This is a genomic window from Pseudoalteromonas sp. G5_S1_54_S4 (assembly GCF_054968565.1).
This window is the reverse complement of sequence record NZ_JBQKUL010000026.1, coordinates 28,148-54,381: the sequence shown is the minus strand read 5'-3', so window position 1 is coordinate 54,381 and position 26,234 is coordinate 28,148. Positions and strand designations below refer to the sequence as shown.

Genomic DNA, 26,234 nt, shown 5'->3' with positions numbered 1-26,234 from the left:
AAAAGGTCAACAGACCCTAAACAAAGCCTGTATGGTGTTGTTTTTATCAACAGCTAATAGCGCCGTATAAATATCAGTCCCCTCACAATTTTGAAGGAGTAAAAAATGGCAGATTACAGAGCATGGCTAAGCGATTTAACCGATTGGTTAAAAGATGTAAAAGAGCATGAAGTTAAAGCAGCAGTAAAGCGATTTATTGAATCCGAGCAGGCACTTAAAGATTTAGGTGAAGAAAAATATTATCTTTATCGTAATTACCTAATGCGTGACATTTCTCATCTACAAGAAAATAACAACTACTATAATTCGCTTGCATGGCAGGAGCTTAAAGAGTCATTGTGGTTTGAGCTTTCTCATATTGAAGACAAAACACAGCTTGAATGGCAGTCATTAAGTGAAGATTTTAAGCATAATGGTGTTTATCACGCAGGTGAATGGATAGCCATGGGCACATTAGTATGTAAGAATTGCAACCATAGTTACGATGTTTATCATGCAACGCAAATTATTCCGTGTACACAGTGTGATGGCATCTATTTTAGCCGCCAGGCTTTACAACCTTAAATATGAATATTGAGTGGCTTATATTGCCACTCAATACGTCCAAAACCTAGCAAATATGCTGGTAAAAAAAGAAGTTAGAATGACGAAAAAATTGCTGCCACTACCCGTATCAAATCTTGCACCGAGTATTTCATCGAGCCATGTAAACACTTGTATGAGTAATCCATACCCTGAGCAACTTACCTTTATAGGCCAACAACGTGCGCAAAGTGCATTGGACTTTTCTTTAGGAATGGACCTACCCGGTTATAATGTTTATGTAATGGGAGAGGCGGCACACGGGCGTTTTACTTTAGTAAAAGACAAATTAAAACAATACGCTAAAGAGCGCACAACACCGCATGAATGGTTATATGTTAATAACTACGACGATCACCGTGAGCCTATTGCCTTATTTATGCATGCAGGGCAAAGCAAACAACTAGCCGATGATATTGACTCATTTATTGATGAAGTACTCGACACTTTTCCTGCTGCATTTGATAACCCAGCCTATCAGCGCAAGAAAAAATCGATAGATCGTGAATTTAACGATGCTTACGACGGCGCAATTACCGCAGTAGAAATAGCAGCACTTGAACAAAGTGTGGCACTAATTGAAGAAAAAGGCGTAGTCGGCTTTGCACCGCTGATTGATGGTAAACAACTTACCGATAATGAGTTTTCTGATCTTGAAGATGACTTACGCGAGATGTTTTTTGAGCGTATAGAAAAATTAGAAGATGCCCTCATTGAGGCGCTTATTGAGTTACCGCGCTGGAAACGCGAGTCGAAAGAAAAGCTCCGCAACCTTAAAAAGTCTACTGCTGAGCAAGCCACTAAACCGTTATTAAAAGATTTAGAACATAAATATGCCAGCCATATTGGTGTACTGCGTTATTTAAAAGATATACGTGTAGAAATTATTGATGCCGTCCTTGAATGGCTTGATGATGAAGGTGAAAGCGAAGAAAACAAAGAAGACTTTGATCGTAAAGGCATGCTTACCGACTTTTTTGCGCCTAATATTTTGGTCGAATATAAAGAAGGCGATGCGGCACCGGTTGTTTACGAGCCAAACCCAACCTTTGGTAATATTTTTGGCAAAATTGAATATGCCACATCGCAAGGGTCGTTAATTACCAGCTATCGATCAATTCAACCTGGTGCATTGCACCGCGCGAATGGCGGCTATTTAATTATGGATGCTGAAAAAGTAATGGCTCAACCCCAAGTGTGGGATGGGCTAAAGCTGTCGCTAAAAACCCATCAAATTAAAAATGACTTACCTTATCAAGACAGTGTCGTTGGTAGTAGCTTTACGCTTCGACCGCAGTTAATACCGCTTGATGTGAAAATTATTTTACTCGGCTCACGTGAACTTTATTACACCATCGGTGAATACGACGAGGAATTTGCTGAGTTATTTAGAGTACTTGCCGATTTTGATTATTACTTACCAAGCAGCGATAAGCTGCAGTATCAGTTTATTACTAAAGTCAGTGATTACTGTGAGCAAACATTAAAGTGCACGTTAAACGAATCAGCAATGGTGCGATTGCTTAAGTTTAGTTATCGCCAAGCTGAGCACCATAATAAACTCTCAGCCCGTTTTGCTGATGTACTAGAGCTTGTGGCTGAGGCTAGTTTTTACGCTAAGCAAGATAAGCTGACGGTGATTGATGCTCGCCATATTGACGAAGCGATTGAAGGCAAACAATACCGTACAGGGCAAATTAGTGAAAATATGCTCAGCGATATAAAAGAAGGCCACACCTTAATTGCGACCGACGGGCAAGCCGTAGGTAAAGTAAACGGTTTAACGGTACTGCACATTGGTGATACTTCGTTTGGTACACCTGCACGCATTACCGCCACTGTTTATGCGGGTGCTGATGGCGTTATTGATGTGGAACGCGAAGCTGAGCTGGGTAAAGCAATTCACTCAAAAGGGGTAATGTTGCTTACCGGTTATTTAGGTAACAAATATGCGCAACACTTTAGCTTAACACTCAGTGCGAATATCGCTATTGAACAAAGCTATGGCTATATAGATGGTGATAGCGCCTCTCTTGCTGAACTTTGTGCGCTAATTTCGGCGATCACCAGTTTACCAATAAGCCAATCTATTGCACTAACCGGCTCTATTAATCAGCATGGTGATGTGCAAGCAATCGGTGGCGTAAATGAAAAAATAGAAGGCTTCTTTAAGCTATGTAAAATGCGTGGTTTAACGGGCGAGCAAGGCGTCATTATTCCAAAATCAAACCAAGTTAACTTAGTACTTGATGATGAAATACTGAATGCGGTTGAACTGGGTAAATTTAATATTTTCGCCGTTGAAACAGTTGACCAAGCGCTAAACTTACTAATGGATATTGACGCGGGTGACATGATTGATGAGCAGTACCCAGAAGATTCAGTGAATGGCATTGCATTAGCACGATTAAAAGATATTGCTGATATTGTTAACGGCGATAACAGCGACGATAAAGACGACTCAGAAGATGAAAAAGGGGAGTTATGATCAATATTATTTTATTGATTGTTATCGCTATTTTTTGCGTTTTGATTTTTAAAAACAGTAAAAAAGCCAAGCAGCAAGCAATCGCTAATGCGCAAATTGAAAGTGATTACTTAATTGCCAATGCAAAGGTAGAAGGCGTTCAAGAAACCGCGTCTGGCTTGCAATATAAAATAATCCATAAAGGGGATAGCGAAAATACACCTAGCCCAACGAGTATGGTGAAAGTGCATTATCACGGCACTTTAATCGACGGCACTGTATTTGACAGCTCAGTGGAGCGTAAAACTCCGATTAGCTTTGGCTTGCACCAAGTTATAAAAGGCTGGACTGAGGGTCTGCAACTGATGAGCCCGAGCGATAAATTTCAGTTTTATATACCGCACCAGCTTGCCTATGGTGAAAAGCGGGTAGGGAGTATACCTCCTGCGTCATTGCTTATTTTTGAGGTGGAATTACTGGCTATTGAGTCGTAATTTTAAGGTAAAAAATACTTTAAGCCCTACTTTAATCAAGTAGGGCTTTTTTATTTGCTCTTATTAGCCAATCCTACTCAAGAATTTAAATCGTCAGTCGATACCTAAAATAGTGACAAATTCATTTTAGGGATAAAATAATGAAGATTTCAACCGCCTCAATTCAATATCAAGCATCTAATTATAACAATCAGCCTTTAATAGAATCAGAACAGCAACACATTGATGATAAATCAGAGGAAGAGCCTGACTATGTTTTATCAGAGTTTTTAGATGCTAAGGTTCAAAAATACAGCGAAGATAACGCAACATTTGCTGAGCAATATCAAAATTTAGAAAAGGCATATAAATATTTCACCCAGCAAGTGGTTGCATTGCAAGAACAAGTAAATAAGCTTAAGCAGAGTACGGTACAACGCAGTTTAACCATTGATAATAGCCAATATGGGCCAGCTGAAGATGATAGTCGCTTAACTATGGATGCTGAGCATATGGGAGCTAAAAAGTATAAAACCGAGCAACAACAAGAAGAGATAAATAGATTGGAGCTGCAACTTAGTGAGGTACAGTCACAGCAGGCAGCAATAAAACAACAAATTATTGAGCTAGTAATCAACGAAATGAAAAGGCGAGGCGACGACTTTACTATTTAACCAAAGTCTAACTGTATTAGTTCAGGTTATTTAACCTTGTAATGTACGCAGAAAAGTTAGTTTTTAAACTCAATTTTTCCAACCTCAAGCCTAAATTCTCCCGCTTGTTTACCTGCAATCATAAACCCAAGCTGCTTTATATCTTTAAAGTTAATTGTAGGTTGTTGTTCAAGTAAGCGGCCGCGATAAGTAAGCTGAAAATCCTCAGGTAAAAACTCAATATTAAGCCACTCGCTCTTTGTGGTACTAAACGAGCGGGTATAAGCCGCCCCATCCATGTACTCATTGGTTCTTAAACGTAATTGATAGGTTTGACCATCGCCCTTAACACGTAGCATAATTTTAGTGATGTCTTGGCTTTGTAAATCCAATAGCGTTCGAATAGAAGCAAACCCTCCATTGTTTGCAAGCGATACATTGCCTGTAAACACTAAATTGTCGTTTTCATACAAAACCTGACTATTAGAAATGCCACCCATCACCGAATCATTCACTACATACCAGCGAGCATTGGCGTTTGCCTCGGTAGTGGCAAACAGTAAGTTAAAAACAAAAAGTGATGAGAGTTGTTTGGCGGTCATGAGTAATTCCTTAAAACCATTATTAATAATAATACGTTTTGATGTAATAATTGTTCACATAATTATTTTAATACTGGGATAAGGCAATCCTTGATTAAAATACTGACCAAATTAAAGACGTCATAAAATATAAGGATATTAATTTATATGACAAAAAAGCCTGTGATTCTCATTATCTTAGCATTTATTGTTATGATGATCGCGCCTGTTGGCCTATATGAGTGGTACACTTCAATCGACCCTTCGTTTATTCCTAACCGTTTTTATGACTTTTTAAGTCATTGGATTTTAAGCTTTATTACTATTTCTTTAGTGTGTGCCTTTCTATTTCATTTAATAAAAACGCCACATGCGAGAGAAGAGTTTAATACTTACTTTGATCAAGAGGGGATTATACTTAAGTATTTAAGCATCATTATGATACCCATTTTGCTTTATGCGTATCTTTGGGCTGTCATTTGTGCGCCGATTCAACTATGGGCGCATTATCATTTAGGCGATTATTGGTCTGAAGAATATACCTTAGTTGAGTCTGAAGCTTGTTATAGCGATTATGAGCCGAATTGCGTTCGTTTACTCTTTGAAGATACATCTACAAACAAACAGCACACCATCAGGTGGTATTTAGATAAGCATAAGCTTTTAAAACTTAAAAATACAAAAGTGAACTTAGTCGGTGAAAAAAGTTACTTTGGCTATGTTGTTAACGAAATACAATGGTAAAAACTAAAGGGAATTAAATGGACACTAATAATTTTAATGAGAGCATAAAGGGCTTTTTTTGGGGAGTTGGGTTTGTAATAGCAATGCTTGGTGGCATTAGTGTGTTCGCCCTAACAATCGCCGCTGATGTTGACAGTGGATTCAAAACAATGGTTTCAAATAAAGCATTAGAAACAAGTGATGAATTTAATAATGACTATAAACTTACTCTTTCTGAAATATACAAAGAAAATGGTCAAGTAAGAATAGCGGCTGAATTAAAAAATATTACTGATGAGAGCATTTATACGGGAACCGTTATTGCTTCTACATTTGACGAAAGTGGCAAGTTTATTGGTAACTGTGTAGGCAAAAGCACAGACAACTTTCTAGAGCCTAACCAAATTAGCTATATTGACATTAAATGCAATTTATTTAGATCACAAGCAAGTAAAGTTCACTCGACAAAGCTTAAAATTAAGTGGTTTTAGAGCATGTATTCGAGTTTTTTTAGAGTAATTATAGATGCCAAATAAGTTATTTAGTTGGGAACGTGGGCGACAAAAGTCAGGCTACGACAAAATGCTACTCTGCCGTATTTTCGCTCCGTTTAAGCTTGATGCCTACTTAATTAAATTCCCACAAGGGAGTGAAATAAAACCGCATACCGATAAAGTGAGAACTGGTAAGCACTTTAGACTTAACATTGTACTAAAACATGCGGTAGAAGGCGGTGAATTTATTTGTGAAAATCTGATAATAAATTACAGCCGTATTAAACTTTTTAGGCCTGATGTAGAACAGCACCAAGTATTAAAAATAAAAAAAGGGACTCGTTATATTTTAAGCATAGGCTGGATTAAAAAATAGATTTGCGTAGGTTGGTTAGATACCAGAGCAACCTTTCTCTTACTGATAGCTGACCACTAATAGCTATCAGCTATAATTTACTTCCTAAACCTAATCCCAAACCCAGCAACACCCAGCAGCAACACAAATCCCCATACAAACTTATTGCCGTATTGGCTGTATACGCTGTCTCCTTGTATGAGCTTTATATTGGCTTTAAGTGTTGTTGCTTCAAACTGTGGCATAGTTTGGCGTGTTTGGCTTATGGGGTCATATACACCGCTTATACCGTTGTTGGTAACACGTACTAGTGGACGTTGTAGTTCTAGGGCGCGCATGCGTGCAATTTGCATATGCTGGTGGGGGCCAATAGAATCACCAAACCAAGCATCGTTGCTTACGGTAAATAGTAAATCAGAGTCGCTTTTGTAGTTACCCCGCACTAAATCGGCAAAGACTATTTCATAGCAAATAGCGGGCAGTAGATTAAAGCCATTCGCGCGTAAGTTATTTTGCACTTTATCACCGCGAGAGAACGACGACATAGGCAAATCAAATAACGGAGCTATGGGGCGTAGTATGTCTTCAAAGGGGACAAATTCACCAATAGGCAATAACTGATGCTTTTGATAGCGGTTACTATCTAAGTAACGATAGTGGCCGTGTTCATCATTTTGCTCTTTATTTCCAACCACAATAAGTGTATTAAAAATGGTTCTTGTATCGCGTTGATAATCGACAATACCCGTTACTAGCGCGGTTTTATTAAATGAGGCGGCACTGTCTAAGCCCGCTAAGTATGAATCAGCGAGGGCTTCTATTTCAGGGACTGCGGCTTCAGGCCACACAATTAAATCGGCATCCCAATGTGGGCGTGTCATATCCTGATACTTACTCATGGTGGTCCAAAACTCACTGGGGTCAAAGCGCAAGTGTTGTTTTATATTACCTTGTACAAGCAGCACAGAAAGGTCTTTATTGGAGTAATGGGGTGCCTTTGTAAAATGTGCACCTGCAAAAGCTAAAACAACCACAGCAGCGGTAATAGCAGGCACTTTATATTGTTTTTGGGTTAAGCTGTACAATGCAAAACCAATGGCAATACATAATAGCGTGAGTCCAAATTCACCAATAAAAGGAGCAAGGGCATTAAGTGGACTGTCGGTTTGTGTATAGCCAAAGCTTAACCAAGGAAAACCGGTTAATAGCTTGGCTCGCAAATACTCACTAATCGCAAAACAAGGGAGTAGTAGCGCTGCAAAATTTATAGAGCCGTTTGAAAAACGAGTGGTTGCCCATAGTGCCAACGCAGGAAATAATGCAAGGTAGCTGCACAGCAATACCATTAACGAAATGGAAGCGATAAGTGGCATACCACCAAAGGTGGCAATAGATACATGCACCCAGCTAATGCCTGCACCAAACCAGCCTAGACCAAATATAAAGCCATATTTAGCCGCGGTTTTAGCGTGTTTTTTTCCAGTGAGGTTTGCAGGGATACAATAAAATAATGCGGCCAAGCTAAAAAATACAATTGGCCAAAGACCAAAAGGCGCGTAGCTAAAAGTCAAAACAAGGCCCGCAACCAGTGCGAGCCATGCTTTTTTATCTTTTGCTAGTAGGGTGAGGCTAGTTAGCAGTTTCTTCACTGTCGTTATCATCAGCCTTAGGAATGGTGACTTGCAGTTGTAATATACGACGGTTATCAGAATTAGTTACTTTAAACTGAAATCCGTCTATATCAATGGTTTCGCCACGACTCGGCATATGGCCAAAGGCATGTAATACGGTACCACCAATAGTATCGGCGTCTTGCGAACTATAGCCTGATTTAAAATGCTCGTTAAAGTCATCTACAGGGGTCAGTGCTTGCACAACGTAAACATGTTTAGCCAGTTGTCGAATATCTTGTTGTTCTTCTTCTTCATCGTGCTCATCTTCGATTTCGCCAACAATGATCTCAAGAATATCTTCAATGGTTACTAAACCCGATACACCGCCGTATTCGTCTATCACGATTGCCATATGGTAGCGTTGCTGACGAAATTCATTAAGCAGGGTATCCACCCGTTTACTTTCAGGCACTACCATGGCAGGGCGCAAATAGTCACGTAGCGATGGTAAATGCTCATCTTTATTTAAAATGAGAGGTAATAAGTCTTTTGCGAGTAAAATCCCTTCTACATGGTCTTTATCTTCACACACTACCGGAAAACGAGAGTGGGTAGAGTCAACCATCATAGGTATGTGCTCTTCAAGCGGGCTATCAATTTCCAAAGTGACCATTTGTGAGCGCGGGATCATAATATCTCGCACTTTGAGCTCAGACACGCCAAGCACACCTTCAATCATTTCTTTAGTTTCAGGATCGATTACATCCCGCTCTTGGGCATCGGCAATTACCTCAACCAGCTCTTCTCTATTCTGGGGTTCCCCTTGCAACATCTGGGTTATACGACCCAGCCAAGTTTTGCCAGAAGAACCCTGGCTAGATTGCGAGTTATCGTCGCTCATTACGTCTAATTGCTCCGTTTATTTAAATATCGTCCCGATATGGGTCTGCTATGTTTAGTTCAGCAAGTAATTGCTTTTCTATGCTTTCCATCTCTAACGCGTCTTCACTCTTTATATGGTCAAATCCAAGTAAATGCAAGCATCCATGAATAACCATATGAGCAAAGTGGTCATGAAATGACTTTTCTTGCTCTTGTGCCTCAGCCAAAACAATGGCAGGACAAATAATTAAGTCGCCCACAAGTGGGATATCAATACCCGGTGGCGCTTCAAATTCAAATGATAATACGTTGGTAGGCTTATTTTTACCTCGGTAGTCATTATTGAGCTGTTGCGACTGTTCTTCATCGCTGATAACAATGGTCAGCTCAGACTCATCACGATATTGACTAAGTACTTTATCGGCCCACATGGCAAACTGCTCAAGGCTGGGTAAGTTGTCAAACTCACACGCTATTTGTAAATCAAGTTCTGTTTTCACGGTATTACTCTTTAGTAGCAGGTTGCTCATGGGCGGCGAGCGCTTCTTTGGCTTGTTGTTTCTCTAATCGCTTAAGACGTTCACGCTCATCGTTGCGCTCATACGCTTCTACAATGCGGGCTACTACAGGGTGGCGTACCACATCGTGCGATTTGAAAAAGTTAAAGCTAATTTCATCAACGCCATCCAATACTTCAATAGCATGGCGAAGACCAGAGCGCGCACCTCGAGGTAAATCAACTTGGGTTATATCGCCGGTGATCACTGCTTTAGAATTAAAACCAATACGGGTTAAGATCATTTTCATTTGCTCTGTGGTGGTATTTTGGCTTTCATCTAAAATAATAAACGCATCATTAAGTGTGCGCCCACGCATGTAAGCCAATGGCGCAATTTCAATGATGTTTTTTTCAATCAGTTTTTCAACACGCTCAAAGCCAAGCATTTCAAATAAGGCATCGTAAAGTGGGCGTAAGTAAGGGTCTATTTTTTGGCTTAAGTCACCCGGTAAAAAACCGAGTTTTTCACCCGCTTCAACCGCAGGGCGAGTGAGCAATATGCGGCGTATTTCTTGGCGCTCTAGTGCATCAACTGCCGCTGCAACTGCAAGATAGGTTTTACCTGTACCTGCAGGGCCAATACCAAAGGTAATGTCGTGGTGCAAAATATTAGCAACATACAAGCCTTGGTTATCGTTTCGCGGTTTAATAACGCCACGACGGGTTTTAATCATCATTTCTTTGCCATAGGCGCTACTAGAGGTGTCTTGCTCAAGCGCTTTAGACTCAGTGATGGCTAAATGGACGTTGTCAGGCTCAATTTCGCCAATTTCCCCACGTACAGGTTGAGTATCAATATATAGGTTTTTTAAGATCTCTACCGCGCCGGCGCTACTGTGTAGTTTACCGGTTACTTTAAAAAAGTTATCACGATGAATAATTTCAACACCTAGACGGCGTTCAATTTGTTTGATGTTTTCGTCAAACGGGCCACATAATGAAGAAAGGCGTTTGTTGTCGGCAGGTTCTAAATAAATCTCTAATATTTTTAACTGATTACTCAAAATTACTTCCTATTACAGTGCGCCAGCGTTAACTGGCGCAATGAATTTTTGCAACTAAGGTACGAAAGTAGCAACGCCAATTTCGTTAGCTGTCTCGGTTTTTTGCTCACTCGCTGCTTTGGTTAAAATAGCAGAAGGCGCAATTTCGCGGCGTAAGTTCATTTCTGATTCTGTACGAATTAAATCGCCACGTAAAGAGTTTGGTAACGCTTCGGTAATACGTACATCAACAAACTGACCGATCACTGTGTGTGGGCCAACAAAGTTAACTACACGGTTATTTTCAGTTCGGCCACGTAGTTCCATCGGGTTCTTCTTAGAAGGACCTTCAACTAAAATACGTTGCTCAGTATCAAACATTTGGCGGCTAATTTGCTGTGCCATTTGCGTAATACGATTTTGCAATAAGTACAGGCGTTCTTTTTTCTCTTGCTCGGTTACGTCATCTGGCAAATCGGCTGCTGGTGTACCTGGGCGTGCGCTGTAAATAAAGCTAAAGCTCATATCAAAACCAATATCGTTGATAAGGTTCAGGGTGGCTTCAAAATCGGCCTTGCTTTCACCTGGGAAACCTATGATGAAATCTGACGACATACTTAAGTTAGGGCGAATTTTACGTAGCTTACGAATAGTTGATTTGTACTCAAGTGCAGTATGGCCGCGTTTCATTAAGTTTAAAACACGATCTGAGCCACTTTGTACTGGAAGGTGTAAGTGATCAACCAGCTCAGGCACATCGGCATAAGCGTCAATAATGTCAGGCGTAAACTCAACGGGGTGTGAAGTGGTGTAACGAATACGGTCAATCCCGTCAATCGCAGCCACTAAACGAAGCAGATCTGAAAAATAACAAATATCCCCATCGTGTGTATCACCACGGTACGCATTTACGTTTTGACCTAGTAGGTTAACTTCACGAACGCCTTGCTCAGCAAGCTGGGCAACTTCTAATAACACATCATCAACAGGACGGCTTACTTCTTCACCGCGTGTGTAAGGTACAACACAGAAAGTACAGTATTTAGAACACCCTTCCATAATCGACACAAACGCAGAAGGGCCCTCAGCTTTTGGCTCTGGTAAGCGGTCAAATTTTTCAATCTCTGGGAATGAAATATCAACCACTGATGACCCTTTATTACCTTGCACTTGTTTAATCATTTCAGGTAAACGGTGCAATGTTTGTGGGCCAAAAATAACATCGACAAACGGAGCACGTTGACGAATTGAATCGCCTTCTTGCGATGCAACACAGCCGCCAACGCCAATAATCAGGTCTGGTTTGTCATCTTTTAATAACTTCCAACGACCTAATTGGTGGAATACTTTTTCTTGCGCTTTTTCACGAATTGAACAGGTGTTAAGTAATATAACATCAGCATCAGCAGCTTCTTCAGTTAGCTGATAGCCGTTGGTAGCATCTAGAAGATCAGCCATTTTCTGTGAGTCGTATTCGTTCATCTGACAACCCCAAGTTTTAATATGCAGCTTTTTGCTCATTGAAATATAGCCTCGTGTTCAATTCGATAGTCGCACAAACATGTGCTAGAAACAGGTATAAGTGGCGCAATTATTAAATTTTGCTCGACTTAAAGGACGCGTATTTTAGCTGGATACACGCGCAAAACCAAGTATAGATTTCATGTTTGTGATCTGAAATCAATATAGTGTGGGTTTAATAAGAGAATTAAGCGTAGCGCTCGCACAGAGCAAACTAATTACGATACAATCAAAACAGAGTTAAGTCAGAATTTAAATGATGAAAAACATGGCTAAAAATAATGTAATAATAGTAGGCGGCGGCATGGTTGGCGCCGCTATGGCGATTAAATTAGCGCAACAAGGCAAAGCCGTTCGTGTGATAGAAAAACACCCAATAAACGCTTCACAAGTTCTCAGTAACAATGAAGTTGATATACGTGTATCAGCCATTAATCGTTTTTCTGAAAAACTGCTTGATCAGCTCGGTGCGATGACATTATTGCGAGCAAATAGATTGGCTCCCTATGAACAATTAGAAGCTTTTGAGCGTGGTAACGATCATTTATTATTTGATTGCCATGCTATTAATACCACTCATTTAGGTCATTTAATCGAGAATAAGTTAATTCAAGCAAGCTTATGGCAGCAATTTGAACAGCATCATATTGAAATAATTAATCCGTCATCGGCTTTAACTGCGATTGAGCAAAACCTTGATAGCATAACCTTACATTACAACGAACAAAGCTATACGGCCGATTTAGTAATTGCAGCCGATGGTGGGCAATCACAATTACGCAGCAAAGCTAATATTGGTATAACTGGGTGGCAATATCAGCAGCATTGTATGGGCGTGTTAATAAAACTCGATGCACCACAACAAGTAAAAACATGGCAGCAGTTTACCCCTTCGGGGCCGGTTGCGTTTTTACCTATGCAGGCACCTTACGCTAATTTAATTTGGTATGACGATGCAAATACCCTCAAGGCATTTAAAGACTTGTCATCGAGCGCACTAAAAGCACACATTGTTGAAAAGTTTCCTAAGCTTGCTGGTGATTTTGAAGTACAAAGCCATGCTATATTTCCTTTAGCAAGGCAGCATGCTAATACTTATTCACAGGGAAGACTCGTTTTAGTGGGTGACGCGGCGCATACCATTAACCCACTGGCAGGACAGGGCGTTAATTTAGGCTTTCAAGATGTGGCTGCCTTAGCTGAAGTGTTGCGTACAGCTGATGATGTAGGTTGCCCGCTAATGCTTAAAGAGTACGAACGTAGTCGTCGTAACGCTAATTTATTAATGATGAGTATGATGGATGCTTGCTACTTTGGTTTCTCAAACCAAATAGCCCCATTAAAATGGGCGCGCAGCACATTTTTAAAGTTAGCTAATAATACAGGGCCGGTAAAAAACTGGGTATTAAAATACGCAATAAGTGGTGAGCTTAGTTAGTTGATGAAAAGGCTCAAATTTGGGTCTTTTTTTATATCTGAAAAAATGTGGTATTGGATTATAAAAGTAAAAATATTAGTGATTTTGAAGCTAGTGTGGGGGGCAATCAAAAAAGTTTGCAAATTGGCTGGGATACCAGGATTTGAACCTGGGAATGCCAGGATCAAAACCTGGTGCCTTACCGCTTGGCGATATCCCAACGCTAAATTTGGATGAGTTTTAGTTCTAATTAAGAACATGGTGCGGAAGGAGAGACTTGAACTCTCACATCCTAAGATACTGGAACCTAAATCCAGCGCGTCTACCAATTCCGCCACTCCCGCAGTGCTTATTCTTATACAACATTCTTTGGTAGAAGAAGTTGGCTGGGATACCAGGATTTGAACCTGGGAATGCCAGGATCAAAACCTGGTGCCTTACCGCTTGGCGATATCCCAACTAAGAAATTGCTGATAATTTTAATTCTTATCAAGAATGTGGTGCGGAAGGAGAGACTTGAACTCTCACATCCTAAGATACTGGAACCTAAATCCAGCGCGTCTACCAATTCCGCCACTCCCGCATACAAATTTATGTTTATACTCCTAACAGAGTATTTCTTAATTCAACATTCTTTGGTAGAAGAAGTTGGCTGGGATACCAGGATTTGAACCTGGGAATGCCAGGATCAAAACCTGGTGCCTTACCGCTTGGCGATATCCCAACTAAGAAATTGCTGATAATTTTAATTCTTATCAAAGAATATGGTGCGGAAGGAGAGACTTGAACTCTCACATCCTAAGATACTGGAACCTAAATCCAGCGCGTCTACCAATTCCGCCACTCCCGCATTATTACTTTGAATTAATCAAAGAAATGGTAGTTATTTTAAACTCTTCATTGAGTTGCAATTTAATTCTTGCAGAGCCACTTCTATAAAAGAAATGGTGGCTAAGACGGGATTTGAACCTGTGACCCCATCATTATGAGTGATGTGCTCTAACCAGCTGAGCTACTTAGCCATTGTTGGCTGGGATACCAGGATTTGAACCTGGGAATGCCAGGATCAAAACCTGGTGCCTTACCGCTTGGCGATATCCCAACAATAAACAATTGATAGTTTTAATTCTTATCAAGAATATGGTGCGGAAGGAGAGACTTGAACTCTCACATCCTAAGATACTGGAACCTAAATCCAGCGCGTCTACCAATTCCGCCACTCCCGCATTATCACTTTGAATTAATCAAAGAAATGGTAGTTATTTTAAACTCTTCATTGAGCAACAAAAAATAAATGGTGGCTAAGACGGGATTTGAACCTGTGACCCCATCATTATGAGTGATGTGCTCTAACCAGCTGAGCTACTTAGCCATCTTTTTTGTTAACACTTCATCGCTGAGTGCGGGGCGTATTATGCTGATATGCCCCAAATTCGTCAACACCTTTTTTGCAAAAAAACACTTAAGTTGGTTTGTTTGCAGGAAAAATAGGCTAACCGGCTACTTTTTAATTAAAACGTTGCTTTTTTAACACTCTTTGTGGGCTTTGTATTGTAATTTTGGCTTTGCCTTACAATTCTAAGCCTATAGTAAGGGTAGACTAATTATTACTTTTATTCGGCTGAAAAATAAAAAGGCTCGTAAAAACGAGCCTTTAAAAAACAATGAGCCACTTAACGTGGTGCAATGTTTAATTATACGTTGAACAAGAAGTTCATTACATCGCCATCTTTAACAATGTACTCTTTTCCTTCTTGGCGCATTTTACCTGCTTCTTTTGCACCGCTTTCACCTTTAAATGCAATAAAGTCATCAAAAGCAATTGTTTGTGCGCGGATAAAGCCACGTTCAAAGTCGGTATGAATTTTACCCGCTGCTTGTGGTGCTGTTGCACCTACTGGGATAGTCCATGCACGTACTTCTTTAACACCCGCAGTAAAGTAGGTTTGCAAATGTAGTAGCTCATAGCCACCACGAATAACAAGGTTAAGTCCTGGCTCTTCAAGACCTAGGTCAGCCATAAACTCTAATTTGTCTTCTTCGTCAAGCTCAGATAGCTCAGATTCGATAGCTGCACACACAGGCACAACAACCGCATCTTCAGCAGCCGCTATTTCACGGACACGATCAAGTAGTGGATTATTTTCAAATCCGTCTTCAGCCACGTTAGCAATATACATAGTTGGCTTGATAGTTAAGAAGTTAATAGGCGCAATGGCTGCTTTTTCTTCTTTTGTTAGCGCTAAAGAACGTAAAGTTAAGCCTTCATCAAGATGCACTTTTACTTTTTCAAGTACCGCATTTTGCTCTTTAGCGTCTTTATCGCCACCTTTTGCTTTTTTTGCATTACGGAACATTGCTTTATCAGCACTGTCCATATCAGCAAGAACTAGCTCGGTGTTGATCACGTCAATATCGTCAGCAGGGTCGATAGTACCCGCTACGTGAATAACGTTTTCATCTTCAAAACAACGAACTACATGGCCAATCGCATCTGTTTCACGGATATTTGCTAAAAACTGATTGCCTAGGCCTTCACCTTTCGATGCACCTTTAACTAAACCTGCAATATCCACAAATTCCATACTGGTTGTAAGAATACGTTGTGGGTTAACAATTTTAGCAAGTTCGTCTAGGCGAGGATCTGGCACCGGTACCACACCTGTATTAGGTTCAATGGTACAAAAAGGAAAGTTAGCGGCTTCAATACCCGCTTTAGTCAATGCATTGAAAAGTGTTGATTTACCAACATTAGGCAAGCCAACGATGCCACATTTAAAACCCATAGTAAGATACCTTGTTTAGATTCGTTTAATACGTGCGACCGTATACCCAAAGATTAGGGTTTAAACGAATGTAGTCTGTTTTGTGCTTTTAACACACCGTCTTTAGCAAGTATTTCCATACAACGAACTGCTTCATCAACTGCGGCATCCATTTTTTCTTGATCGTCTTTGGCTGCTTTACCAAGCACCCAACCGGTGACCATTTCGCGATGTCCTGGATGACCTACACCTATGCGTAAGCGCATAAAGTCTTTTTGATTTGCCATTTTTGCAATAATGTCTTTTAAGCCATTATGACCGCCATGTCCGCCGCCTTTTTTTAATTTAGCAACGCCCGGGTCTAAATCCAATTCATCATGGGCAACAAGTATGTCTTCCACGGGGATTTTAAAAAAATTGGCTAAACTACTCACCGCTTTGCCACTTAAGTTCATGTAAGTGGTGGGGATCAGTAATTTGAATTCTTTGCCTTGAATAATCACTTTGCCAGTAAGGCCGTGATATTTAGGGTCGTGTTTTAGCGTGCAGTTGTAGCGTGCAGCGAGTTCTTGAATGAACCAAGCACCTGCGTTGTGGCGTGTATTTGCGTATTCGGGGCCTGGATTAGCCAGGCCCACAAGCATTTGAATAGAATTCAAGGTGCGAGACCTTAAATATTATTCTGCAGCGTCTGAAGCGTCGTCTTCAGTTGGAGCTGCTTTGTTAGCTTTGATAGTAACGATAGACTGATCGTGGCCTTCGCCTTTACCAAGCTCAACAGATTGAACACCTTTAGGGAACGCAAGATCTGTAAGGTGGATTGAATCACCAGCAACAAGATCAGATACGTCTACTTCGATGAATTCTGGAAGTGACTTAGGAAGACAAGAAATCTCAACTTCAGTTAACTGGTGAACAACAGTTGCACCTAACTTAGTTACTTTCTCTTCACCGATGAAGTGTAAAGGAACCTTAGTTACTAGTTTATGAGTTGCGTCTACACGTTGGAAATCAAGGTGAGTAAGCTTAGGCTTGAAAGGGTGACGTTGGATATCTTTTAAGATTGCTTCAACTTTCTCGCCACCTACATTTAATGTAAGGATGTGAGTGTAAAAGCCTTCGTCTTCTTGTGCTTTGATCATATCTTTATGAGCAAAAGTAAGCGATACCGCTTCTTTATCAGCTCCATAAAGGATTGCCGGCACTTTGTCTTCGCGACGTAGGCGGCGGCTCGCACCAGTACCAGTTTCTACGCGAAGTTCAGCGTCATAAGTATAAGTTGTGTTAGACATGATGTCTCCAATAATTAAAAGTGTTAGGGCCTTTGCGACCAAGGTCCCTAGCCAAAAGGCGCGCTATCATACCACTGCGGGTTTATAAAATAAACATCGCTTACAAAAAAAGCGCCAAAAGGCGCTTTTATACTCATTAATGTTTAACTTTAGTGTTCAAACATTGCCGAGATAGATTCTTCGTTGCTAATGCGACGAATAGTCTCTGCTAACATATCTGCAAGCGTTAATACTTTAACAATATCAAGCGCTTTTAGTTCGTCAGACAGTGGAATTGAGTCAGTTACAATCACTTCGTCAATCACAGAGTTACGTAAGTTTTCTGCAGCTGTACCAGAAAGAATAGGGTGAGTAGCGTAAGCAAATACACGTTTAGCACCATGCTCTTTAAGGGCTTCAGCGGCTTTACACAATGTACCACCGGTATCAATCATGTCATCAACAATAATACAATCGCGGCCTTCAACGTCACCAATAATGTGCATTACTTGAGAAACGTTAGCTTGAGGGCGACGTTTATCGATAATTGCTAAGTCGGTATCGTTTAATAGTTTTGCAATTGCACGGGCACGCACCACGCCACCAATATCAGGTGATACAACAACCACGTCATCAAAGTCGCGGTTTTTCATATCTTCTAATAGTACAGGGCTACCAAATACGTTATCCACTGGTACATCAAAGAAGCCTTGGATTTGCTCAGCGTGTAAATCAACCGTAAGAACGCGGTCAACACCTACACTTGATAAGAAATCCGCAACCACTTTAGCTGTAATTGGTACACGGGCAGAACGTACGCGACGATCTTGACGAGCATAACCAAAATAAGGGATAACAGCAGTGATACGACCGGCAGATGCACGGCGTAACGCATCAACCATAACGATAAGTTCCATCAGGTTATCGTTAGTAGGGGCACAGGTTGATTGCAAGATAAAAACATCCGAGCCACGAACATTTTCATTAATTTGAACACTGATCTCACCGTCACTAAAACGGCCAACAACAGCATCGCCTAATTCAATATATAAACGTTTTGCAACTTTTTGAGCTAGGTCAGGTGTTGCGTTACCAGCGAAGAGCTTCATGTCAGGCACGGTAGGGTTCCTCAGGCACTGAATTTTTGGACTAACTTACATTGAGTGAACAAAGTAGGTTAACTTATGATTACTTGTACGTTACTTCATTTATCAATGATGGCGGCTAACTCCGTATGAGCAGGAGAGGTACTAACGCTGGATGCGATAAAACCCTGCCAAGTATGGGGGAGGTTAGCAAGTACATCTTGTGCTTGAACTTGGCTAGCAAATTCAACAAAACAACATGAACCTGTTCCGGTCATCTTTGATGGAGCGTATTTTAGCAACCACTGCAGGGTTTTTTCAACCTCGGGGCACAGCTTTTTCACTAAAGGCTCACAATCGTTGGTTAAAATTTGCTGTTGCCAGTCGCCAGAAAGTTTTGGTGTATCACGTTTTAAATCTGGGTGAGTAAATATTTGTGCTGTGCTGACATGTTGATTTGGGAAGACAACACAATACCACTTCGGCGGCAGTTCTAGGTACTCTAATTGCTCGCCAATGCCATGTGCTATGGCACTTTTACCTTTAATGAATACAGGCACATCAGCACCGAGTTTCAGGCCTAAATCAGCCAGTTCATCTAAAGATAGGGCTGTATTCCAAAGCGTATTAAGAGCTAAAAGCGTTGATGCAGCATCGGATGAACCGCCTCCAACACCTCCCCCCATGGGTAAGCGTTTAGTTAAATTTATTTTTGCACCCATATCCACTTTACAGTGGGTTTGTAATAATAACGCCGCTTTGTAAATCAAATTGTCGGTTAGCGCAATGCCATTGGTGTCGCCGTTAATACTTATAAGAGTATCCGTGCTTAGTTTAAAATGGAGCTCGTCACCATAATTTAAAAACGTAAATAAAGTTTCTAATTCATGGTAACCATCATCACGGCGGCCATTAATGTGTAAAAATAAATTAAGCTTAGCTGGGGCAATCAGCGAAAATTCAGAGTGAGTATACATAGTTAGTTAAACTGCCAGTCATAGAGTTTGATTTTAATTTTAATCTTTTCATGGGTTAAGGTTAAAGCATTCGGTAACCAAAAACCGTATTTTTGGACGTAACTTGTGTAACTTATTTGCCACTTTTTACCATTATCATCAAACCATAACACGCTTTTAGCACGCCCTAACTGATCAATTTCTAAGGTGTGATCGTCAATGGTAGCTTTTAACCATGGGCCTGCGTTATTAACCGGTAAAGTAAACCCTGTTAAACGTTGTAAAAGTGCACTGGCGTTACTATCAAAATACGGTTGGTCATCAAAGATTAATTCGGCGCCGACTGCGGTTTGTTTAAGCGATAAAATCCGTGTGCCAATAAACGTGGTTAACACTAAATGATTACTATTTTGTGTTTGTTGCCAATTTAAGTTGGCAGATTGGCGCTCATCTGGGCTAATAAACGCAAGTTTACCGTCTACTTGCCAAGTTTTTTGCTCGCCAAGGCGTAACTTCCAGTCTTCGTAAGGCTCTGTTTTGTAATTGTTTTTACTTGCGCAGCCGGTTAAAAATACAAATAGCAGTGTTAAAATCAAATATTGTCGAGTCAAATGTTGTTCCTTACTTTCCATATTCCTGAGATTTTTGATAAAATTGCCGCCTATGTAGTAGGGCTCAGCAATATTTGGCAGATATGACCATAATAGCACTTGGTATTAATCACAAAACCGCATCCGTAGAATTACGAGAAAAAGTGGCCTTTTCGCCTGAGCAAATTTCAGAGGCGCTACAACAATTAAGTGGCCATGCCGACTTTAATGAAGCGGTTATTGTCTCTACCTGTAATCGCACTGAGGTGTATTGTAGCCTTGCACAGCAAAATTCCCAAACATTGTTGCAATGGTTGGCCAGTTTCCATGGTTTAGATGAACATGAACTGAGTAAAAATATCTACTGTCATGAAGACAGCGCTGCAATAAATCATTTGATGCGTGTAGCCTGTGGGCTTGACTCGCTGGTGTTAGGCGAACCACAAATTTTAGGGCAAATAAAACAAGCCTATAATAGTGCCAAAACCCATGATGCGGTGGGCGTTACGTTTGATCGTTTGTTTCAAAAAACGTTTTCGGTGGCAAAAGAAGTCCGTACCGAAACCAACATTGGTGCCAGTGCAGTATCGGTTGCCTTTGCGGCAGTTAATTTAGCAAAGCATATTTATGGAAAGCTGGATAAAACCAAGGTGTTACTTATTGGTGCCGGTGAAACCATAGAGCTGGTAGCAAAACATTTATACCAAAATGAGCCGCAAAAAATTACTGTTGCCAACAGAACAATAGAAAGAGCGCGCAGTTTAGCCGATGAAGTATCAGCAGATGTTATTGCGTTGGCACAATTGCCTGAACGTTTGCATCAAGCTGATATTGTGATTAGCTCCACCGCCAGCACTTTACCTATTATTGGTAAAGGTGTAGTTGAGCAAGCACTGAAACAACGCCGCTATAAGCCGATGCTGTTTATTGATATAGCTGTACCACGCGATATTGAAAGCCAAGTCGGTGAACTCGACGACGCCTACTTGTACTCGGTCGATGACTTACAAGCCATTGTTAGTGAAAACATGGCTGCTCGTGAGCAAGCGGCAGAGCAAGCACAAATTATTATTAGTGAGCGCACCAAAGAGTTTTTTATGTGGTTGCGCTCGCTTGATTCAGTGGATTTAATTCGCCACTACCGTAATGATGTACAAACAACAAAAGCAGAACTTGTAGATAGGGCGCTTAGTCAGCTAAATACAGGTAAAGACGCAGAAAAAGTAATTTTAGAGCTGGCCAATAAATTAACCAATCGCTTAATGCACGCGCCTACCCGTGCCATCCAAGATGCAGCGAAAAAAGGTGAAGTGGCTCAGTTAAACCAATTGAAAAAAATGTTAGGTATAGATCAGGAATAACAGTTAAATGAAAGAGTCCGTTTATCGTAAATTAGAAACCTTAGTTGAGCGCTATGAAGAAGTTCAAGCGCTACTAAGTGACCCATCGGTCATTAGTGATCAAAACCGCTTTCGTACTCTTTCAAAAGAATACTCTGAGCTTGAAGAAGTGGTGAAAACGTTTTTAGCATACCAGCAAGCACAAGAAGACTTGAGTAGCGCTGAAGAAATGCTAAAAGATTCAGATCCTGAAATGCGCGAAATGGCACAAGAAGAATATAAAGAAGCAAAAGCACAAATTTCGACTTTAGAAGACGACATTCAAGTGCTTATGTTGCCTAAAGATCCGAAAGACAATAACAACGTGTTTTTAGAAGTTCGCGCCGGAACAGGGGGCGACGAGGCCGCTATTTTTGCTGGCGACTTGTTTAGAATGTACAGCCGTTACGCAGAAACAAAAAAATGGAAAGTAGAAGTTGTGACGACCAACGAAGGTGAACATGGCGGCTACAAAGAAGTAATTGCTAACATCAGCGGTGAAGGTGTGTATGGGCAATTAAAATTTGAATCAGGCGTGCACCGTGTACAGCGCGTCCCAGAAACTGAGTCACAAGGGCGCGTACATACCTCAGCCTGTACTGTTGCTGTCATGGCAGAAGTGCCAGAAGCCGAAGCCATAGAAATAAATACCGCCGATATTAAAGTTGATACCTTTAGAGCATCGGGCGCGGGTGGTCAGCACGTTAATAAAACCGACTCTGCCATTCGTATTACCCATTTACCAACCGGTGTTGTGGTTGAGTGTCAAGATGAGCGTTCTCAACATAAAAACCGTGCAAAAGCGATGTCGGTATTGGCGGCGCGTTTGCAACAGGCTGAAGATGAAAAGCGTCATGCTGCTGAAGCGTCAGAGCGTCGTAATTTAGTGGGTAGTGGCGATCGTTCTGAGCGTATTCGCACATACAACTATCCGCAGGGGCGTATTACCGATCACCGTATTAACTTAACGCTTTATCGTTTAAACGAAGTGGTAGCCGGTGATTTAGGGGCTGTGGTTGAGCCGCTAATGCAAGAGCATCAGGCCGACTTATTAGCAGCGATGGGCGACGATTAATCGTGAACCTCACTGTTGAAAACGCTATTATTACCGGTGCTAATTTATTAGCATCAAGTAGTGATAGCGCAAAGTTAGATGCACAAGTTTTACTGCTTAATATTTTACAAAAGCCACGAAGTTATTTATTTACTTGGCCTGAAAAACAGCTCACAGATGAGCAGTATCAGGCATTTCAACGTGCCTGTGAACGTCGCTTACAAGGCGAACCTGTTTCGCATATTACCGGCTGTCGTGAATTTTGGAGTTTGCAGTTTGAAGTGAACCCAACAACACTTATCCCTCGACCTGATACGGAAACCTTAGTTGAACTTGCGCTTGAGTGCGAAGTGCCTAAAAACGCGAAAGTACTTGATTTAGGCACGGGCACGGGAGCTATAGCACTGGCACTTGGGAGCGAAATGCCCTCATGGGATATTATTGCTGTTGATCGTATTGATGATGCGGTAGCGTTGGCAAAGCGCAACCAAGAGCGATTAGCTATTAATAATGTGACTGTTGAGCAGAGTAACTGGTTTAGTGCGTTAAAAAACAAAAAATTTGATCTAATTGTAACCAACCCTCCCTATATAGAACATGACGATGTTCACTTACATCAAGGCGATGTGCGCTTTGAACCTTTGTCTGCATTAGTTGCGGATGATGCAGGATTAGCTGATATTAAACAAATAATTACACAATCACGTGACTATTTACATTCTAATGGCTATCTTTTAATTGAACACGGATTTGAGCAAAGTGCAGCTGTACGTCACATTTTAAATAAAATGGCGTTTATAAATGTAAGCACAGTGAAAGATCTTGGTAATAATGACCGCGTAACGTTCGGACAATGGCCTTAAATTATTTTTAATAGCTCCGTTGTTTGTTTGCATATGGTTTAAGGAATTCTATGTGATGGAAGATTTTTTATTTTCAAATGAACAACCACCTGAAGTAGCATGTGAAGAGCAAGGGACATGGAAAGTTTTAATAGTTGATGATGAGCCTGAGGTTCATGCTGTTACGCGTTTAGCGTTGAGTGATTTTAAGTTTCAAGATAGACGCTTGGAATTTATAAGTGCTTATTCAGGCGCAGAAGCGAAAAAGTTGATTGATGATCATCCCGATGCGGCAATCATCCTACTCGATGTTGTAATGGAAACAGATGATGCGGGTTTGCAAGTAGCAAAATACATTCGTGATACCGTTAAAAATAATTATATCCGCATTATTCTACGAACCGGTCAGCCAGGCCAAGCACCCGAGCGCCAAGTAATCGTAAATTACGATATTAATGACTATAAATCTAAAACAGAACTTACCGCACAAAAATTATTCACCGTTATGATGGCAAGCCTTCGCTCGTACCGCGATATTATTTCGATTGAGCAATCGCGTGAAGGGCTAGAAAAAATAATCACCGCTTCGCGCAATATTTTTGCAACCCATTCAATGGATAACTTTATTGAAGGCGTGATGCAGCAGCTTACTTCTTTACTAAACGTTGCTGATGAAGCCATGTATGCCACCACCTTAGTTGCACAAAATCCGTCAGAGGAGATGAATAAAAAACTGATTGTTTGCTCTGGTACCGGCGATTTTGCTAAGCGCGAAGGAGAAGAGCTAGAAACCGTACTAGCAGAAGACCAACTGTTAGCGTGCCAAGAGGCCCTTGCTAACAAAGCAATTGTGTACAGAGATGATTATTTGTTTGCTTATTGCAGCAGTAAATTTAACCATAATTCAATGTTGTTTGTATCAGGTGTGCCGTCAAAGTTGACGGATACACAACGAAACCTAATTGAAATCTTTTCTCAAAATGTGCAGTTGGCATTTGAAAATGTGCAGTTACATACTGAAGTTGAAGCCACGCAACAAGAGCTTGTTTATCGTTTAAGTGAAGCCGTTGAACAGCGCTCGTGCGAAACGGGTAATCATGTAAAACGGGTTGCTTATATTTGTTATGAATTAGCATTAGCCTACGGGTTATCTGAAGAACAAGCGAATTTAATTCGCTTTGCATCGCCATTACATGATGTGGGTAAAATAGGTATTCCGGATGCAATTTTAAATAAGCCCGGCAAGTTAAATAGGGAAGAGTGGGAAGTTATGAAAACCCATGCTGGAAAAGGCTATGCTATTTTGAAAGATTCACCGCGTAAAATAGTCAGCGCAGGGGCATTAATTGCACAGCAACATCACGAAAAATGGGATGGGTCTGGTTACCCTTGCGGCTTAAAAGGCGAGAGTATCGATATTTTTGCTCGCATAGTGGCATTGGCTGATGTGTATGATGCACTACGCCATAAACGTTGTTATAAAGGTGCGTGGACACTTGAAGAAGCGGTTGCGGAGATCAACGCAAATAAAGGAACGCATTTTGACCCTAAACTTGTTGATGTATTTAATGATAAACTTGAAGACCTCGAAGCGGTACTTTTACGCTTTCCTGACAAAACACATAACTAAACAGAAGTAACAATACATATGGATTATTTAGCATTAAAACACTCACACATGGCCATTGCGCTAGTGAGTATTATTTTATTTTACGTACGTTCTTTTTCTCGTATGGGCAGTGGCAGCCTTGCCAAAAATAAATTGGTTTTTATTGGTAGCCACAGTATAGACACTTTATTGATTGTCTCAGCCATCGGTTTAATGGCAATGGCTAAAATAAACCCATTAGAGCAGCTTTGGTTATTAGAAAAAATTATTCTAGTTATCGTTTATATTGTTGTGGGTATTATTAGCGCTAAACAAACGACAACCGTTCCAAAAATCGTATTTTTAGTACTTAACACCGCTGTTATTTTAGCTATTGGTTACTTAGCAACAGCTAAAGCCCCGCTGTTGTTATAATTAACAATGCCTATTTAAGCTTTGCACACCAAAGGTGTAAAGCTTACCTCTTCAATTCATTTCTGATTATTGGTATCTAGCTTTAAAATTAGGTAAACTACGTCCTCGTTTTCTAGAATGTTGTAGTATGAATGACCACCCTCGGGTTTGATGAACACGATGAATCTTATATAGAAGATGCTTACGATGATTTTTTGCCGCCGGCTATATATCGTTGTATCAAAGCGGAAGCTAAATGGGACCCTCAAATAGACTTAACACCAAGTCTTGAAATACTCACTGCGTTTGAGCAGCAAATAGAGTCTATTTGTCAGCAGATGCCGGACGAACACGATCGCCTAGATAAACTACTTGATAGCTTTTATAGTGAGTGGCTATTTAGTGCATCAAGCTTGAAAGTTCCTGAGTATAAGTTAAATAGCATCAGCTACACCTTGTCTATGCGCAGTGGCACACCGACAACCTTAGCTATTTTGTTATGCCACTTTTTACAGCATGCTAAACTCGATGCTAGTGTAAGCATAACTCAAGGCGAAGTGGGCATTCACGTCGCAATGAGTGATGAAGAGGGTTATCTTGTCGACCCTAGCAGTGGCCAACAAAGTTGGTACATCATTCCTGAAAATATTGATGAAGAAAACCCTCAAGAACAAGAGCCTTTAGAGCTTATTTTTGAAGACGAAGTGTATAAATTATTTTTAGCGCAGCAAAAATGGTCTTTCATTAGTGAAAATAAATTTGGTCATGCATTAACTTGCGTCGATTTATTAATGGAAATGTTAGGTGATGATCCCTATGAGCGACGCGACAGAGGTTATTTACTAAATCAGCTTGGCTGCCCTAAAATGGCACGAGATGATTTACAGTTTTTTGTTGATGAATGTCCTGATGATCCTGCTATTGAAATCATTCTACATCAAATTGAAGAACTTGAAGACAATCATAAAACTCACCACTAAGAATAAA

Annotated in this window: 26 protein-coding genes and 10 tRNA genes; 14 read left to right on the top strand and 22 right to left on the bottom strand. The window is 40.7% G+C overall.

Annotated features, from left to right (window positions below; all coding sequences use genetic code 11):
* Positions 1 to 105: 105 nt before the first annotated feature.
* The 4 genes from ACTRWE_RS11355 (at position 106) to ACTRWE_RS11340 (ending at position 4,196) form a co-directional block, all read left to right on the top strand.
* The gene (locus tag ACTRWE_RS11355) at positions 106 to 564 is read left to right on the top strand and encodes a zinc ribbon-containing protein (RefSeq protein WP_016898941.1); all 459 of its coding nucleotides are present in this window, start codon (positions 106 to 108) and stop codon (positions 562 to 564) included.
* A 79-nt stretch (positions 565 to 643) separates the two neighbouring features.
* A complete protein-coding gene (locus ACTRWE_RS11350) occupies positions 644 to 3,070 on the top strand; it encodes a Lon protease family protein (RefSeq protein WP_462880032.1) in 2,427 nt (808 codons plus the stop codon).
* On the top strand, positions 3,067 to 3,543 hold the full coding sequence (locus ACTRWE_RS11345; protein WP_462880031.1) for an FKBP-type peptidyl-prolyl cis-trans isomerase: 477 nt from the start codon (positions 3,067 to 3,069) through the stop codon (positions 3,541 to 3,543). The genes ACTRWE_RS11350 and ACTRWE_RS11345 overlap by 4 nt, the downstream gene beginning before the upstream one ends.
* 140 nt (positions 3,544 to 3,683) lie before the next feature.
* Complete coding sequence (locus ACTRWE_RS11340) at positions 3,684 to 4,196, top strand: hypothetical protein (RefSeq protein WP_462880030.1); 513 nt, start codon at positions 3,684 to 3,686, stop codon at positions 4,194 to 4,196.
* A gap of 56 nt (positions 4,197 to 4,252) precedes the next feature.
* Here the strand turns inward: ACTRWE_RS11340 and ACTRWE_RS11335 are convergent, their stop codons facing one another.
* Positions 4,253 to 4,777 carry a CIA30 family protein gene (locus ACTRWE_RS11335; RefSeq protein ID WP_462880029.1) on the bottom strand — a complete coding sequence of 175 codons (525 nt, stop codon included), beginning with the start codon at positions 4,775 to 4,777 and terminating at the stop codon, positions 4,253 to 4,255.
* A gap of 147 nt (positions 4,778 to 4,924) precedes the next feature.
* Between ACTRWE_RS11335 and ACTRWE_RS11330 the strand changes: the two genes are divergently transcribed.
* The 3 genes from ACTRWE_RS11330 to ACTRWE_RS11320 are packed head-to-tail and all read left to right on the top strand — an operon-like array spanning position 4,925 to position 6,349.
* Positions 4,925 to 5,500, top strand: a complete 576-nt coding sequence (locus ACTRWE_RS11330) for a hypothetical protein (protein WP_462880028.1) — start codon at positions 4,925 to 4,927, stop codon at positions 5,498 to 5,500.
* 17 nt (positions 5,501 to 5,517) lie between these two features.
* Entirely contained in the window at positions 5,518 to 5,970 is a 453-nt protein-coding gene (locus ACTRWE_RS11325) for an FxLYD domain-containing protein (protein ID WP_462880027.1), read from the top strand.
* Between the two features lie 34 nt (positions 5,971 to 6,004).
* Positions 6,005 to 6,349 carry a 2OG-Fe(II) oxygenase gene (locus ACTRWE_RS11320; RefSeq protein ID WP_350314723.1) on the top strand — a complete coding sequence of 115 codons (345 nt, stop codon included), beginning with the start codon at positions 6,005 to 6,007 and terminating at the stop codon, positions 6,347 to 6,349.
* A 77-nt stretch (positions 6,350 to 6,426) separates the two neighbouring features.
* On the opposite strand, the gene lnt is transcribed toward ACTRWE_RS11320, so the two are convergent.
* The 5 genes from lnt to miaB are packed head-to-tail and all read right to left on the bottom strand — an operon-like array spanning position 6,427 to position 11,886.
* Positions 6,427 to 7,977, bottom strand: coding sequence for an apolipoprotein N-acyltransferase (lnt, locus tag ACTRWE_RS11315; RefSeq protein ID WP_462880026.1), 1,551 nt, complete (start codon positions 7,975 to 7,977; stop codon positions 6,427 to 6,429).
* Entirely contained in the window at positions 7,958 to 8,842 is an 885-nt protein-coding gene (gene corC / locus ACTRWE_RS11310) for a CNNM family magnesium/cobalt transport protein CorC (RefSeq protein ID WP_462880025.1), read from the bottom strand. The genes lnt and corC overlap by 20 nt, the downstream gene beginning before the upstream one ends.
* Before the next feature lie 22 nt (positions 8,843 to 8,864).
* Complete coding sequence (gene ybeY / locus ACTRWE_RS11305; protein ID WP_010388332.1) at positions 8,865 to 9,323, bottom strand: rRNA maturation RNase YbeY; 459 nt, start codon at positions 9,321 to 9,323, stop codon at positions 8,865 to 8,867.
* Positions 9,324 to 9,327: 4 nt separating this feature from the next.
* Positions 9,328 to 10,386, bottom strand: coding sequence for a PhoH family protein (locus tag ACTRWE_RS11300; RefSeq protein WP_462880024.1), 1,059 nt, complete (start codon positions 10,384 to 10,386; stop codon positions 9,328 to 9,330).
* A 54-nt stretch (positions 10,387 to 10,440) separates the two neighbouring features.
* On the bottom strand, positions 10,441 to 11,886 hold the full coding sequence (miaB, locus tag ACTRWE_RS11295) for a tRNA (N6-isopentenyl adenosine(37)-C2)-methylthiotransferase MiaB (RefSeq protein ID WP_462880023.1): 1,446 nt from the start codon (positions 11,884 to 11,886) through the stop codon (positions 10,441 to 10,443).
* Between the two features lie 256 nt (positions 11,887 to 12,142).
* Here miaB and ACTRWE_RS11290 point away from each other — a divergent pair, with 256 nt between their 5' ends.
* Positions 12,143 to 13,324, top strand: a complete 1,182-nt coding sequence (locus ACTRWE_RS11290) for an FAD-dependent oxidoreductase (RefSeq protein WP_462880022.1) — start codon at positions 12,143 to 12,145, stop codon at positions 13,322 to 13,324.
* Positions 13,325 to 13,448: 124 nt separating this feature from the next.
* Here ACTRWE_RS11290 and ACTRWE_RS11285 read toward each other — a convergent pair.
* The 16 genes from ACTRWE_RS11285 to lolB all read right to left on the bottom strand — a co-directional run bounded on the left by ACTRWE_RS11285 (position 13,449) and on the right by lolB (position 19,991).
* Positions 13,449 to 13,523 (bottom strand) — tRNA-Gln (locus ACTRWE_RS11285).
* A gap of 39 nt (positions 13,524 to 13,562) precedes the next feature.
* Positions 13,563 to 13,647 (bottom strand) — tRNA-Leu (locus tag ACTRWE_RS11280).
* A 39-nt stretch (positions 13,648 to 13,686) separates the two neighbouring features.
* Positions 13,687 to 13,761 (bottom strand) — tRNA-Gln (locus ACTRWE_RS11275).
* Positions 13,762 to 13,801: 40 nt separating this feature from the next.
* Positions 13,802 to 13,886 (bottom strand) — tRNA-Leu (locus ACTRWE_RS11270).
* 66 nt (positions 13,887 to 13,952) lie between these two features.
* Positions 13,953 to 14,027, bottom strand: a tRNA-Gln gene (locus tag ACTRWE_RS11265).
* 41 nt (positions 14,028 to 14,068) lie between these two features.
* A tRNA-Leu gene (locus ACTRWE_RS11260) sits at positions 14,069 to 14,153 on the bottom strand.
* Positions 14,154 to 14,248: 95 nt separating this feature from the next.
* A tRNA-Met gene (locus ACTRWE_RS11255) sits at positions 14,249 to 14,325 on the bottom strand.
* Positions 14,326 to 14,330: 5 nt separating this feature from the next.
* A tRNA-Gln gene (locus tag ACTRWE_RS11250) sits at positions 14,331 to 14,405 on the bottom strand.
* A gap of 39 nt (positions 14,406 to 14,444) precedes the next feature.
* Positions 14,445 to 14,529: transfer RNA gene (locus ACTRWE_RS11245), tRNA-Leu, on the bottom strand.
* 69 nt (positions 14,530 to 14,598) lie between these two features.
* Positions 14,599 to 14,675 (bottom strand) — tRNA-Met (locus ACTRWE_RS11240).
* Between the two features lie 322 nt (positions 14,676 to 14,997).
* Positions 14,998 to 16,089 carry a redox-regulated ATPase YchF gene (gene ychF / locus ACTRWE_RS11235; RefSeq protein ID WP_008467970.1) on the bottom strand — a complete coding sequence of 364 codons (1,092 nt, stop codon included), beginning with the start codon at positions 16,087 to 16,089 and terminating at the stop codon, positions 14,998 to 15,000.
* Positions 16,090 to 16,142: 53 nt separating this feature from the next.
* Positions 16,143 to 16,727, bottom strand: a complete 585-nt coding sequence (gene pth, locus ACTRWE_RS11230; RefSeq protein WP_008467968.1) for an aminoacyl-tRNA hydrolase — start codon at positions 16,725 to 16,727, stop codon at positions 16,143 to 16,145.
* Positions 16,728 to 16,745: 18 nt separating this feature from the next.
* Entirely contained in the window at positions 16,746 to 17,360 is a 615-nt protein-coding gene (locus tag ACTRWE_RS11225) for a 50S ribosomal protein L25/general stress protein Ctc (protein WP_013465331.1), read from the bottom strand.
* 149 nt (positions 17,361 to 17,509) lie between these two features.
* Positions 17,510 to 18,457: a ribose-phosphate pyrophosphokinase gene (locus tag ACTRWE_RS11220; protein WP_008115168.1), complete on the bottom strand. Its 948-nt coding sequence runs from the start codon at positions 18,455 to 18,457 to the stop codon at positions 17,510 to 17,512.
* An 86-nt stretch (positions 18,458 to 18,543) separates the two neighbouring features.
* Positions 18,544 to 19,401 (bottom strand): 4-(cytidine 5'-diphospho)-2-C-methyl-D-erythritol kinase, encoded by an 858-nt coding sequence (gene ispE / locus ACTRWE_RS11215; RefSeq protein WP_462880021.1) that lies wholly within the window; start codon positions 19,399 to 19,401, stop codon positions 18,544 to 18,546.
* Positions 19,402 to 19,403: 2 nt separating this feature from the next.
* Entirely contained in the window at positions 19,404 to 19,991 is a 588-nt protein-coding gene (lolB, locus tag ACTRWE_RS11210) for a lipoprotein insertase outer membrane protein LolB (RefSeq protein WP_462880020.1), read from the bottom strand.
* Between the two features lie 83 nt (positions 19,992 to 20,074).
* Here lolB and hemA point away from each other — a divergent pair, with 83 nt between their 5' ends.
* The 6 genes from hemA (at position 20,075) to ACTRWE_RS11180 (ending at position 26,227) form a co-directional block, all read left to right on the top strand.
* Positions 20,075 to 21,331 (top strand): glutamyl-tRNA reductase, encoded by a 1,257-nt coding sequence (gene hemA / locus ACTRWE_RS11205; RefSeq protein ID WP_024602657.1) that lies wholly within the window; start codon positions 20,075 to 20,077, stop codon positions 21,329 to 21,331.
* 7 nt (positions 21,332 to 21,338) lie between these two features.
* Positions 21,339 to 22,424, top strand: a complete 1,086-nt coding sequence (gene prfA, locus ACTRWE_RS11200) for a peptide chain release factor 1 (protein ID WP_008115176.1) — start codon at positions 21,339 to 21,341, stop codon at positions 22,422 to 22,424.
* A gap of 2 nt (positions 22,425 to 22,426) precedes the next feature.
* On the top strand, positions 22,427 to 23,266 hold the full coding sequence (gene prmC, locus ACTRWE_RS11195) for a peptide chain release factor N(5)-glutamine methyltransferase (protein WP_462880019.1): 840 nt from the start codon (positions 22,427 to 22,429) through the stop codon (positions 23,264 to 23,266).
* A 55-nt stretch (positions 23,267 to 23,321) separates the two neighbouring features.
* Positions 23,322 to 24,875 carry a DUF3369 domain-containing protein gene (locus tag ACTRWE_RS11190; RefSeq protein ID WP_462880034.1) on the top strand — a complete coding sequence of 518 codons (1,554 nt, stop codon included), beginning with the start codon at positions 23,322 to 23,324 and terminating at the stop codon, positions 24,873 to 24,875.
* Positions 24,876 to 24,893: 18 nt separating this feature from the next.
* Positions 24,894 to 25,268, top strand: a complete 375-nt coding sequence (locus ACTRWE_RS11185; RefSeq protein WP_013465325.1) for a SirB2 family protein — start codon at positions 24,894 to 24,896, stop codon at positions 25,266 to 25,268.
* A 131-nt stretch (positions 25,269 to 25,399) separates the two neighbouring features.
* Complete coding sequence (locus tag ACTRWE_RS11180) at positions 25,400 to 26,227, top strand: tetratricopeptide repeat protein (protein ID WP_013465324.1); 828 nt, start codon at positions 25,400 to 25,402, stop codon at positions 26,225 to 26,227.
* Positions 26,228 to 26,234 lie beyond the last annotated feature (7 nt).